Annotated in this window: 13 protein-coding genes; 9 read left to right on the top strand and 4 right to left on the bottom strand. The window is 38.9% G+C overall.

The window, feature by feature from the left end; translation table 11 throughout:
• Positions 1-187: 187 nt before the first annotated feature.
• From INT04_RS11010 to alr, 4 genes are all read left to right on the top strand, one after another.
• Entirely contained in the window at positions 188-631 is a 444-nt protein-coding gene (locus tag INT04_RS11010) for a PTS sugar transporter subunit IIA (RefSeq protein WP_193016181.1), read from the top strand.
• Between the two features lie 30 nt (positions 632-661).
• Complete coding sequence (locus tag INT04_RS11005) at positions 662-949, top strand: PTS sugar transporter subunit IIB (RefSeq protein WP_193016180.1); 288 nt, start codon at positions 662-664, stop codon at positions 947-949.
• 10 nt (positions 950-959) lie between these two features.
• Complete coding sequence (locus INT04_RS11000; RefSeq protein WP_193016179.1) at positions 960-2216, top strand: PTS ascorbate transporter subunit IIC; 1257 nt, start codon at positions 960-962, stop codon at positions 2214-2216.
• Between the two features lie 348 nt (positions 2217-2564).
• The gene (gene alr / locus INT04_RS10995) at positions 2565-3788 is read left to right on the top strand and encodes an alanine racemase (protein ID WP_193016178.1); all 1224 of its coding nucleotides are present in this window, start codon (positions 2565-2567) and stop codon (positions 3786-3788) included.
• A 70-nt stretch (positions 3789-3858) separates the two neighbouring features.
• Here the strand turns inward: alr and INT04_RS10990 are convergent, their stop codons facing one another.
• The 3 genes from INT04_RS10990 to ackA form a co-directional block, all read right to left on the bottom strand.
• A complete protein-coding gene (locus tag INT04_RS10990) occupies positions 3859-4002 on the bottom strand; it encodes a Hok/Gef family protein (protein ID WP_193016177.1) in 144 nt (47 codons plus the stop codon).
• A gap of 409 nt (positions 4003-4411) precedes the next feature.
• On the bottom strand, positions 4412-6556 hold the full coding sequence (gene pta, locus INT04_RS10985) for a phosphate acetyltransferase (protein ID WP_193016176.1): 2145 nt from the start codon (positions 6554-6556) through the stop codon (positions 4412-4414).
• A gap of 77 nt (positions 6557-6633) precedes the next feature.
• Complete coding sequence (ackA, locus tag INT04_RS10980) at positions 6634-7836, bottom strand: acetate kinase (RefSeq protein WP_193016175.1); 1203 nt, start codon at positions 7834-7836, stop codon at positions 6634-6636.
• A 392-nt stretch (positions 7837-8228) separates the two neighbouring features.
• Between ackA and yfbV the strand changes: the two genes are divergently transcribed.
• The 5 genes from yfbV to INT04_RS10955 all read left to right on the top strand — a co-directional run bounded on the left by yfbV (position 8229) and on the right by INT04_RS10955 (position 12636).
• Positions 8229-8684, top strand: coding sequence for a terminus macrodomain insulation protein YfbV (gene yfbV, locus INT04_RS10975; protein ID WP_193016174.1), 456 nt, complete (start codon positions 8229-8231; stop codon positions 8682-8684).
• A gap of 139 nt (positions 8685-8823) precedes the next feature.
• A complete protein-coding gene (locus INT04_RS10970; RefSeq protein ID WP_193016222.1) occupies positions 8824-9318 on the top strand; it encodes a YfbU family protein in 495 nt (164 codons plus the stop codon).
• A gap of 34 nt (positions 9319-9352) precedes the next feature.
• Entirely contained in the window at positions 9353-10015 is a 663-nt protein-coding gene (locus INT04_RS10965; protein WP_193016173.1) for a sugar phosphatase, read from the top strand.
• A gap of 109 nt (positions 10016-10124) precedes the next feature.
• Positions 10125-11954 carry an SLC13 family permease gene (locus tag INT04_RS10960; RefSeq protein WP_193016172.1) on the top strand — a complete coding sequence of 610 codons (1830 nt, stop codon included), beginning with the start codon at positions 10125-10127 and terminating at the stop codon, positions 11952-11954.
• A gap of 184 nt (positions 11955-12138) precedes the next feature.
• On the top strand, positions 12139-12636 hold the full coding sequence (locus INT04_RS10955) for a hypothetical protein (RefSeq protein WP_193016171.1): 498 nt from the start codon (positions 12139-12141) through the stop codon (positions 12634-12636).
• Between the two features lie 61 nt (positions 12637-12697).
• Here the strand turns inward: INT04_RS10955 and yfbR are convergent, their stop codons facing one another.
• Positions 12698-13279 (bottom strand): 5'-deoxynucleotidase, encoded by a 582-nt coding sequence (yfbR, locus tag INT04_RS10950; protein WP_193016170.1) that lies wholly within the window; start codon positions 13277-13279, stop codon positions 12698-12700.
• Positions 13280-13298: the final 19 nt, after the last annotated feature.

Genomic DNA, 13298 nt, shown 5'->3' with positions numbered 1-13298 from the left:
TCCTACCTGAAATCTTCCCACTATGCTGAAACAATACAGTGTCAATTGTTGGCATTTTCTGCAATTAACATTTTATTAAAATGATAGCGCTATCACAATTACGAATGTTCTATCTAGATAGCGCTACCATTAATGATTACTATCCTTAATAACGAAACTCAAAGAGAGTCTTATTGAGGTTATAAATATGCTTAAAACGTTATTAACACCCGATGTGGTGCAAGTCGTTCCAAGTGTGAGCGATTGGCGAGAAGCAATTAAAGTGGCGTGCCAACCACTGATCGATAAAGGGTGTATTGAACCCCGTTATATTGATGCAATTTATTCATCGCACGAAAAGATAGGACCATATTATGTATTAGGCCCCGGTATTGCGATGCCTCATGCACGTCCTGAAGACGGTGTTAATCAATTATCTCTGGCATTAATGATTGTTGAGCAAGGTGTTGAGTTTGGTGCAGATGAAAACGATCCGGTGAAATTACTGATTGTGTTAGCTGCAAAAGATAACGACAGTCATATTAATGCCATTATGAAATTAGCTGAACTTTTTGATAACGATAAAGATATTCAAACGCTATTTAATGCGAAAAGCAAAGCGGATGTATTCGCTGTTATCAACAACTATTAATGACAATTTAAAATTACCAAGGGGAATATTATGAAAATTACAGTTGTGTGTGGAAATGGCTTAGGCAGTAGCTTAATGATGGAAATGAGCATCAAAAGTATTTTAAACGATCTTGCTGTCAATGCAGAAGTGGATCATGTTGATTTAGGCTCAGCCAAAGGTACGCCAAGTGATATCTATGTCGGTACTCGTGATATTGCGGAACAACTCAATTCACAAGCGGTAAATGGAAGAGTGGTTTCATTGGATAACATGATTGATAAAGTTGCGATGAAAGAAAAACTTTCTGTCGCATTACGTGAATTAGGCGCGTTATAAGGAGCCTATCATGGACTTTTTCCGCTTTCTAATGAGTGACGTGCTTTCAGAGCCATCTATTTTAGTCGGTTTGATTGCATTGATTGGTTTAATCGCCCAGAAAAAACCAGTTACTGAATGTATTAAAGGCACAGTAAAAACCATTATGGGTTTTGTGATTTTAGGTGCAGGTGCTGGCTTAGTCATTAACTCTCTTGGTGATTTCTCGACAATTTTCCAACATGCCTTTGGTATTCAAGGCGTTGTGCCTAATAATGAAGCAATTGTCTCTATTGCACAAAAAAGCTTTGGTAAAGAAATGGCGCTGATTATGTTTTTCGCCATGTTGATTAATATCCTAATTGCACGTTTAACCCCGTGGAAATATATTTTCTTAACAGGTCACCATACATTATTTATGTCGATGATGGTGGCGGTTATTCTGGCAACAGCGGGGTTAGAAGGGGCTGTATTAGTTGCGGTAGGTTCATTAGTTGTTGGGGTTTCAATGGTCTTTTTCCCAGCCATTGCACATCCTTATATGAAAAAAATTACTGGTTCTGATGATGTTGCATTAGGACACTTTTCAACTATCTCTTATGTTGTTGCGGGTTTTATCGGCAGTAAATTTGGTAATAAAGAGCATTCAACTGAAGAGATGAATGTGCCTAAAAGCTTACTCTTTTTACGTGATACCCCCGTTGCCATTGCCTTTACTATGGGGATTATCTTTATCATTACTTGTTTATTTGCGGGCGATACTTTTGTTCGTGAAGTCAGTGGTGGTAAAAACTGGTTTATGTTCTCATTAATGCAATCCATTACCTTTGCCGCCGGTGTTTATATTATCCTGCAAGGTGTGCGTATGGTTATTGCTGAGATTGTTCCTGCTTTTAAAGGTATTTCAGATAAGTTAGTACCTAATGCAAAACCTGCTTTAGACTGCCCAGTTGTCTTCCCTTATGCACCTAATGCGGTATTAGTCGGCTTTTTAAGTAGCTTTGCGGCGGGTGTTATCGGCATGTTCATTCTGTATGCTTTAGATTGGACGGTGATCATTCCGGGTGTTGTGCCTCACTTCTTTGTGGGGGCAACCGCAGGGGTATTCGGTAATGCAACCGGTGGACGTCGTGGTGCGATTTTAGGGGCATTCGTTCAAGGTTTATTAATTACTTTCTTACCGGTATTCCTATTACCAGTACTTGGCGATATCGGTATTGCTAATACCACATTTAGTGATGCAGACTTTGGTGTTATCGGTATTCTATTAGGTATTATTGTTCGATAATAGTACTTATTCATAGAGTTTTAATCGATGCCCGGCTTTCTAATCAGTCGGGCATTTTATTGGTAGAAATAATGTATTTAAATTTTTATATATTCAATACATTATGATTAGAGTGTTCCCCGTATGCACAGAGATAAATGGCATTTCCTACAGAAATCACATCTATAACTATCTTTTCCTTCTTTATTAATCATTATCACTAAACTTGTATATATCATTATGAATTAATATGTTTATTTTATGAATAATAATGCTATTATCCTGAGTGAATATTCACGATGTGTATATTTTCATACCTAATTAATTATAAAAATAGGTTTAACATCACAATCACTAAGGAAAAAGAAGATGTCTTTCGGTATTCGATATCTTGCGTTGTTACCACTTTTTGTTATCACTGCTTGCCAACAACCGGTCAATCATAATCCATCCGCAGCTCAAACGGCTCAGGTTCAACCTGCAATTGTGAACAATTCATGGATTGAAATTTCACGTAGTGCGCTCGATTTTAATGTGAAAAAAGTCCAATCACTTTTAGGTGATAAATCCTCCCTTTGTGCCGTTTTAAAAGGCGATGCGTACGGTCATGATTTATCATTAGTTGCACCTGTTATGATTGAAAACAATGTGCAATGTATTGGTGTAACGAATAACCAAGAGCTGAAAGAAGTGCGTGATCTAGGATTCCAAGGTCGTTTAATGCGTGTACGTAATGCCACAGAGCAAGAAATGGCTCAGGCGACAAGCTATAACGTGGAAGAATTGATTGGTAACTTAGATATGGCTAAAAAATTAGATGCCATTGCTAAGCAACAAAATAAAACGATCCCCATTCATCTCGCCTTAAATTCAGGTGGAATGTCTCGTAATGGATTAGAAGTGAATAACAAAGCCGGACTTGAAGAGGCGAAACACATTTCCCAATTAGCCAACCTGAAAGTGGTGGGTATTATGTCTCATTATCCTGAAGAAGATGCAGACAAAGTAAGAGAAGATCTTGCTCGTTTTAAACAGCAGTCTCAAAAGGTATTAGAAGTCACAGGATTGAATCGTAAAGATGTCACTCTGCATATGGCAAATACCTTTGCCACAATTACTGTATCTGAATCATGGTTAGATATGGTGCGTGTAGGTGGGATTTTTTATGGTGATACCATCGCAAGCACAGATTACAAACGCGTAATGACCTTTAAATCGAACATTGCTTCAATCAATTATTATCCTAAAGGCAATACTGTTGGGTATGATCGCACTTACACACTAAAACGTGATTCAGTATTAGCTAATATCCCTGTTGGTTATGCGGATGGTTATCGTCGCGTCTTTAGTAATGCAGGACATGCTTTAATTGGTGGCCAACGTGTGCCTGTTTTAGGTAAAACCTCAATGAATACGGTGATTGTTGATATTACCGATCTTAAAAATATCAAATCAGGGGATGAAGTCGTGTTCTTTGGTAAGCAAGGCAATGCAGAGATCACGGCTGAAGAGGTTGAAGATATTAGTGGTGCACTGTTTACAGAGATGTCGATTTTGTGGGGAGCGACCAATCAGCGTGTGCTAGTGGATTAAAGTAGGGTGCTTGTGATCACCAATCTCAACAACTTTTGAGAGAAATTGTGGGGGAATTTCCCCCACAAAACTATTTATCGCAAGATAAAATAGCTTGAACTACGGTGTCGCCACTACTGATATTAAAAGAACATAATCTTTTATGTTTCAGTAAAGCAAAACACAAAACTGTAATACATACAGTAATCAGCCCTAATAGGGCAAGCTTAGTCATTTCTCTTGACACTCTTTTATAAAGGAGACAGAATCAAGTTGTCTGCTTTGAGACTGCCTCGAATTTTAGTAAATTAAAATTCGGGGCTTTCGTCTTTTTGGCTCCTGCAAATGCTTGAACCAAAATGATCCAAGCACCCGCCTGCATACTAACAGAAACTCACCCCATTCCTATCTTTTTATGAATAATAAAGATATAAATAAGCAAGTAAAATCAATGTGTTAGTTGTTTTTATGTCGAGTGTTTATATATGTGATTTTATTTGACACTCTTTTATAAAGGAGACAGAATCAAGTTGTCTGCTTTGAGACTGCCTCGAATTTTAGTCAAATAAAAAATCTGTAGAATAAAAAAACGCCAGATGAAATTAATCATCTGGCGTTTTTTTATTTGAAGCGAACTTCAATAATTATGCGTTTTCTTGTTGGCTTGCTTGAATAGCTGTCAACGCAACGGTGTAGACGATATCGTCTACTAATGCACCACGAGAAAGGTCATTCACTGGTTTACGCATACCTTGTAACATTGGTCCGATTGAAACCAAGTCAGCTGAACGTTGTACCGCTTTATATGTAGTATTACCGGTGTTCAGATCAGGGAAGATAAACACAGTTGCTTTACCTGCAACAGGTGAATTTGGTGCTTTCGATTTAGCAACGTCAGCCATAACAGCCGCGTCGTATTGTAAAGGACCATCAATGATCAGATCAGGACGTTTTTCTTGTGCTAAACGTGTCGCTTCACGCACTTTCTCTACATCACTACCTGCACCAGAGTTACCTGTAGAGTAAGAGATCATCGCAACGCGAGGGTCGATACCGAATGCAATAGCAGAGTCTGCAGATTGAATGGCGATTTCAGCCAGTTGTTCAGCCGTTGGATCTGGGTTAATTGCACAGTCACCATAAACATACACTTGTTCTGGTAACAGCATAAAGAACACAGAAGACACTAATGAGCTACCTGGTGCAGTTTTGATTAACTGAAGTGGTGGGCGAATAGTGTTAGCGGTTGTATGAACGGCACCAGAAACAAGGCCGTCTACTTCGCCTTTTTCTAGCATTAATGTACCCAGAACCACGTTATCTTCTAACTGTTCACGAGCAACTACTTCGGTCATACCTTTATTTTTACGTAGCTCAACTAAATGTGGTACATAAATTTCACGAACTTCTTTAGGGTTGACTAACTCAATACCCGTGCCTAATTCAACACCTTGAGCAGCTGCAACACGACGAATTTCTTCAGGGTCACCTAAGAGGACGCAGCTTGCAATACCGCGTTCTGCACAAATTGCAGCGGCTTTAACGGTACGAGGTTCATCACCTTCAGGTAAAACGATACGTTTTTTCGCTTTACGTGCTAATTCTGTTAATTGATAACGGAAAGCAGGTGGTGATAAGCGGTTAGGGCGTTCAGAGTTAGCAGTCAGTGAATCGATCCATTCAGCATTAATATGTTGAGCAACATAGTTCTGAATTTTCTCGATACGTTCATGGTCATCTGCAGGTACTTCTAAGCTAAAGCTTTGCAGATTTAAAGAAGTCTGCCAAGTATTTGCATTCACCATAAAGATAGGAAGGCCAGTTTCAAACGCACGGTCGCAAAGTTGCTTGATTGGCGCATCAATTTGGTAGCCGCCAGTAAGTAAGATTGCACCAATTTCAACGCCATTCATTGCAGCAAGACAGGCTGAAACTAACACATCAGGACGATCCGCAGAAGTCACTAACAGTGAACCTGGGCGGAAATGTTCTAACATGTGAGGGATGCTACGCGCACAGAAAGTAACAGATTTAATACGACGGGTTTCTATATCGCCTTTATTGACGATAGTCGCATTTAAGTGTTTTGCCATATCTGTTGCACGAGTAGCGATTAAATCGAAGTTCCAAGGAATGCAACCCAATAAAGGCAGTGGGCTATTTTTTTCAATGGTTTTTAAATCGACATTTGCGATAGTCGCTTTACTTGAATCATCAAAAATTTCTGATAAGTCAGGACGAGTACGACCTTGATCATCAACAGGAGCATTTAGCTTGTTAACAATCACACCAGTGATGTTTTGGTTTTTAACACCGCCGAATTCAGCGCGCGCAAATTCAATACGCTCTTTTAGCTGTTCTGCGGTGTTGTTACCTAGTGCAGTAACGAAAACAATCTCAGCACCTAATGTTTTTGCAATTTCATAGTTTAATGATTGTGCAAAAGGGTGCTTGCGCATAGGCACCAGACCTTCGATGAGAACAACTTCTGCATCAGCGGTATTTTCATGGTATCTCGCAACGATTTCTTCCATCAGAACATCTTTTTGGTTTGAGCTGAGCAGAGACTCAACATAATCCATATTTAAAGGTTCTGATGATTGAATAGTGGAGTGAGAGCGGATGATAGCAGTTGTTTGATCTAGTGCGCCTTTTACACGAGGTTGTGCAATTGGCTTGAACACGCTAAGGCTAACGCCTTTTTGTTCCATAGAACGGATAACACCCAAGCTGACGCTGGTTAAACCTACGCGTGTATCAGTTGGGACTAGCATAATTGTACGGGACACGGAAACCTCTTTAAATATCGGTTGCTCGTTATGTAAAACAGTACTGCCAGCATTACACTGACAGTACATCAAAGAACTTAAGCGGTCAGGCGACTAGCATCCTGAGCGATAACTAACTCTTCGTTAGTTGGGATAACAACAGCAAGACGGCTGTTATCGGTAGTGATAGAACCTGATTTACCGAAACGTGCATCTAAGTTACGTTGATGATCCACTTCAAAACCTAACAGTGCCAGTTTTTTCAGGGATAATTCACGTACCATTGCTGCATTTTCACCGATACCACCAGTAAAGATAATAGCATCTAAACGGCCTTCCATCAGTGCACAGTAAGAACCGATATATTTTGCTAAGCGATGGCAGTAAACATCCATTGCACGTTTAGCATCAGCTTTAGTGTCGTAGTTATCTTCAACATAACGGCAGTCACTAGTGACTTCTGTTAACCCTAACAGACCCGATTCTTTAGTCAGCAGTTTGTTGATGTTTTCAACGCTCATACCTAAAGTATCGTGCAAATGGAATACGATAGCAGGGTCGATATCACCACTACGTGTACCCATGACTAAACCTTCTAATGGTGTCAGCCCCATTGAAGTATCAACACATTTACCATTAACGATAGCTGAAACAGAACCCCCATTACCTAAGTGGCAAGTGATTACATTCAGTTCATCAACGGGTTTATTTAACAATTTAGCGGCTTCACGAGAAACGTAGAAATGGCTAGTTCCGTGAGCACCGTAACGACGGATGCTGTGATCTTTATATAAGCTGTATGGCAGAGCATACAGATAAGCTTCTTCTGGCATTGTTTGATGGAATGCAGTGTCAAAGACTGCAACCATTTTCTCAATTAAATGAGGGAAAGCTTTACGCGCTTCTTCAATACCAATAAGGTGAGCTGGGTTGTGCAATGGTGCAAACGGGATAGCAGCTTCAATACCTTGAATAACTTCATCTGTGATAATAACAGATGATGTAAATTTCTCACCACCGTGAACAATACGGTGACCAATTGAAGCAATTTGTGCAGAAAGTTCTGGTTTTTCAGCCAGGATCGTATTAACGATAAAGTTTAATGCTTCGCTATGGGCAGCGCCTGCGCCTAACGCAGCTTCGTGTTTCTGGCCATCCATTTTCCACTTCAGGCGGGCTTCAGGAAGGTTGAAGCATTCAGCCAAACCTGAAAGGAATTCTTCACCATTTTCTGGGTTGATAATTGCAAATTTAAGAGAAGAACTACCGCAGTTCAGTACCAGCACCAGCTTACTTGACATGGAATTACCTATTTATCTTGTTGTCGTAGTGTCTTTTATATTATAAAGACGGTGGTTAATAAAACGTCAATCATAAAAGCCTATCGCATTACTATGATGACATTAATGACGCGCATCATGCTTAAAGTAAAAAACTTGATGCTAATTATAGTTGCCAATCATTAATTGGACGATTTTTATTCACCCATTAACTTTTCGCGTTAAAATCGGCGAAAAGGGTTGAAAATCACGCCGGCAAACAAAATATAGCGCTTTATTGCCACAAACCTTTAGAATGGGCACAGGATACAGAGTAAAGGCAACAAAGACAAAATATACTTAATTCTACTAAAAGATTTTTATTCTTTATAGATATATTTTAAAAGTTACAGAAGAAATTGATTGAGGTCATTATGAGCGAACCGACAGTGACTCCCCCCGGCTTTTTTAAAAAGCTTCGTTTGGGTAACGAGTATTTAAAAACCTGGCCGGTTGAAAAGCAGTTAGCGCCTGTTTTTCCAGAAAACCGTATGGTCAAAGCAACACGATTTGGTATTCGTTATATGCCACCTATTGCTATTTTTACAATGACGTGGCAAATCGCATTAGGCGGTAATTTAGGACCTGCCATCACAACAGCGTTATTTGCATGTAGCTTACCAATGCAAGGATTATGGTGGTTAGGTAAACGGGCTGCAACGCCACTTCCTGCTGCATTACTGCGTTGGTTTTATGAAATTCGTGAGAAATTCGAAGCCGCAGGTATTGCTTTAGCCCCAGTAGAACAAACACCGACTTACCTTTCTTTAGCGCATTTATTAAAACGTGCTTTTAAACAACTTGATCGCTCTTTTCTTGATGATGTGTAGAACCTATGTTCTACCTTCTTCGTTTGTCCTGATTGTCATCTGAATTACCCTGTTGAGATCAAAAAACGCGTAGTTAGCACTACTCAATACTTTTGATTAATGTCATGCTCTTCTCAATGATTTCTTTGGAGAATTAATGATGGAAATGACACACGCACAACGCTTGATCCTCTCTAATCAATATAAAATGATGACTATGATGGATCCTGATAACGCTGAACGTTATCGTCGCTATCAGACTATTATTGAACGTGGCTATGGATTGCAATTACGCGAACTTGACCGCGATTTTGATGAAATGACTGAAGAAACCTGTCGTACTATTATTAACATCATGGAAATGTACCATGCACTGCAAGTTTCTCGTGATAACTTAAAAGAGCAAGACATGCCTGATGCTCGTCGGGTCGCATTTATGGGCTTTGATGCCGCGACAGAATCCCGTTATCTTAGTTATGTTCGCTTTATGGTAAATACAGAAGGGCGCTATACTCATTTTGATAGTGGCAGTCATGGTTTTAACTCGCAAACACCAATGTGGGAAAAATACCAAAGAATGCTTGCAGTCTGGTTAGCGTGTCCCCGTCAATATCACCTTAGCGCAGTTGAAATCCAGCAAATACTTAATGCGTAATAATTAACGCATCACTGTAAGGTAGGCATAAAATATGGCAATCACATGTAAAGGTTTTCTGTTTGATTTAGATGGAACATTAGTCGATTCACTACCCGTTGTTGAACATTGTTGGGCGCTGTTTGGTGAGCGTGTTGGGGTATCAACACAAGAGATTAATGATTATATTCATGGAAAGCCTGCCATTGAGTCGATTCGCCATTTTATGCCTAATGCAACCGAACAAGAGATAACGGAAACTTTTCGTTGGTTAGAAAAACTAGAATCAACGAAAACAGAAGGTTTAGCGCCTCTTCCGGGGGCGATTGAGCTAATTAATCGTTTAAATGAGTTAACTATTCCTTGGGCAATCGTGACTTCGGGCACTGTTCCAATTGCGTCCACACGTCAATCAGTTACGGGTATTCCTGAGCCTAAATATTGGGTAACGGCTGAATGTATTCATAAAGGTAAACCGAATCCTGAGCCTTACCTTTTAGGAGCAAAAAAACTGGGTTTATTACCACAAGATTGTGTGGTTTTTGAAGATGCTGCCGCGGGTATCTACTCGGGTTTAGATGCCGGATGCCAAGTGGTTGCTGTTCATGCGCCTCTTTCCCTTCCACGTCGTAATGAGATTCATTTAATTATTGATTCTTTAAATGATATTCAAATCGAGAAGCAAGCTGAAGAAGTGATAATAACGCACAAAAGATAGTCTTTTCTTTGATCATACTAGAAGACTTATTGTTGTAAAAATGGTCTACTTATCAATGTAGTGAATTGATGTCTTAACCTGTTTTCACTTATTGCTGATCGAGGCCATTTTGAATAGCGAACTATTATGGGTTTTAAGCCTGCTATTGATAGCTATTGTCCTTTTTACGACCAATAAAATCCGTATGGATGTGGTCGCTTTACTTGTCATCATTGCATTCGTTCTTAGCGGTACACTTTCATTAAATGAAGCCACAGTAGGATTTAGTGATCCTAACGTATTACTTATTGCTGCCCTTTTTGTTATCGGCGAAGGGTTAGTGAGAACAGGCGTGGCTTATCAAATGGGAGACTGGCTGGTTCGAGTTGCGGGTAGCAGTGAAGTCAAAATGCTTGTGCTATTAATGATATGTGTTGCAAGTCTGGGGGCTTTTATGAGCTCAACAGGCGTAGTTGCCATTTTTATTCCTGTTGTATTGAGTGTTGCGGCTCGAATGAAAACATCACCAGGGCGTTTAATGATGCCTCTGGGTTTTGCAGGCCTTATTAGTGGATTAATGACCTTAGTGGCGACACCGCCTAATATGGTTGTTAATAGCGAATTAGTCAGAGAAGGCTTACCCAGTTTTCAATTTTTCTCCATTACACCCATTGGTATTGCGGTATTATTTGCCGGTATTTTATATATGCTGGTGGTTCGCCGTTGGTTAGGAAATAACGATAATGGCAAGCAAAAAGAAGCATATCGTCGGACGTTCCGTGATCTTATTCGCGATTATCAATTAGCGGGGCGAGCTCGTCGTTTAGCAATACGTAAAGGTTCACCACTGGTTGGACATTCATTGGATGAATTACATTTACGTTCTCGTTATGGTGCAAACGTTGTCGGTATTGAACGCTGGAGGCGGTTTCGGCGTGTTATGGTCAGTGCCACAGGGGGAACGGAATTAAGAGAGCGCGATGTTTTATTAATCGATATGTCATCCAGTGATGTCGATTTACGTGAATTTTGCCGTGAACAAATGCTAGAGCCTATGGTATTACGAGGTGAGTATTTCTCTGAACAGTCTCGTGATGTAGGACTGGCTGAAGTATCCATGAATCCTGATTCTGAGTTATTAGGAAAATCGCTAAGAGAAATTAAATTCCGTACTCGTTATGGGTTAAATGTTGTGGCTATTCGACGTGAAGGTAGTGCATTACCAGGTAAAATAGTCGATGAGCCATTACGCCTTGGTGACGTGTTACTCGTTATTGGTGATTGGAAACTTATTCGTATTTTATCGACTAAACCACGTAATTTTATCGTCTTAAATTTAGCAGCAGAAATTGAAACGGTAGCCCCAGCTTCATCACAAGCACCTCATGCTTTATTTTCATTAGCCTTAATGGTGGCGTTAATGGTGACGAATGAAGTGCCTAACTTTATTGCTGCTTTAATCGCGTGCTTGTTAATGGGAAAATTCCGCTGTATTGATATGGAAAGTGCTTATCGTTCTATCCATTGGCCTAGCATTATTTTGATCGTAGGTATGATGCCATTTGCTGCTGCATTGCAGAAAACTGGGGGGATCGAACTTATTGTTAATGGCTTAATGGATGTTGCGGGTAGTGCTGGCCCTCAAGTCATGTTGGTGTGTCTATTTATACTCTGTGCATCAATTGGTTTGTTTATCTCAAATACAGCGACGGCAGTATTAATGGCGCCTATTGCTATCGCGGCTGCTAATCAAATGGATGTTTCTCCTTTACCCTTTGCCATGGTAATTGGTGTTGCTGCATCAGCCGCCTTTATGACACCTGTTTCATCACCTGTAAATACGTTAATTCTTGAACCAGGTGGGTATAAATTTGCAGATTTTCTCAAAATTGGAGTACCTTTTACCATCATCGTGATGCTAATAAGTGTCTTCCTTATTCCGCTATTATTCCCATTCTAAATATCTATATTTTTGTTTTACTGAAACGTCGTTTGTTAATTAATGAACGGCGTTTTTTATTTATTAGGCGGTGGCTTGTTATATGTGACATATAATATATTTATAGATGTTTTTTTTCTGAAAACTAATTTAAATCAGAAGTGTATTCTTTATCTATACATTAGTGTTATAGATAAGGTGTAATATGATTGGTCCCATTGAAACAAAAAATAAAGTAGGAATAGTTACTGGTATTGGTTTTGAAAAGAAAGAATCTATTTTTTCAAAATTAGCATCAAATATTAGCAGTATTAAAAATAGCATTGTTAAATTTTTCGGTACAAAAAAAACAAATAACGTGATGAAAAATCCTATCGATTTAAATGAGATACATGAAAATAAAAAATTAGAGGGTAATAGAGAGGTTTTGCCTCATTTTAAAAATAGTAAAATAGCTAAAGATTTAAATTATAGTATCAATGAGAGTATTTCTAGATATTCTACAGAAAAAGCACATGAATTTTTTGAAAAAAGTCAAAATCCAAAAAAAATGAATGTTAATTTAAGTGAAAATTTATGGCTTACCACAAAAATACCTACAGATGAATTTACATTAGGAAATGAGATACACTCTAATAATAACAAGTATATATGTTCACCTTATGTTCGTTCTATAAGCAATGAAAATAGTTTTAACAGTTAGGTTTTATTTAAATTTAAAGATATTCGGCTTACGGTGGTTATACCACTATAAGCCGATTTTCTTATTCACTAATCTCATCAAGTGATAAGCTAAAACCGGGTACAAACACTTTCATAAAATAGTCCATCTCAGGGCTATGTCTTTCTGCTAATGTTTTTTCTAAGCGATTTTTAGCTAAATTAAATTCACTATTACCAGCAGCAAGCTCTTCAAGACATTTTAAGTAAGCACATAAGCTATCTGCCTGTTTAACAATCAATGTTTCTTCTTCACTATGTAATTGTTCATCAATAAGCGGACGAAAATCGTCTTGTAATTCTTCTGGTAACATTTCAATTAATTTTTGCTGTGCATATTTTTCTATTTTTTTATATTCATGAGCAATTTGTGGATTATGGTATTTAATGGGTGTTGGCATATCACCAGTGATCACTTCGCTGGCATCATGATACATTGCTTGTAATGCAATACGCTCGGCGTTGACATTACCATCAAATTTGCGATTTTTAATCACCGCTAAGGCATGAGCGACAAAAGCGACTTGTAAACTGTGCTCAGAAACATTTTCTTGGCGAATATTACGCATTAAAGGCCAACGAGTAATGAGTTTTAAACGAGAAAGGTGGGCAAAAAAGTAACTCATAATATCTCCCAATTGCGTG

Source organism: Proteus sp. FME41, from assembly GCF_014897315.1.
Classification (GTDB): domain Bacteria; phylum Pseudomonadota; class Gammaproteobacteria; order Enterobacterales; family Enterobacteriaceae; genus Proteus.
This window is presented reverse-complemented; position numbering and strand designations above follow the sequence as displayed.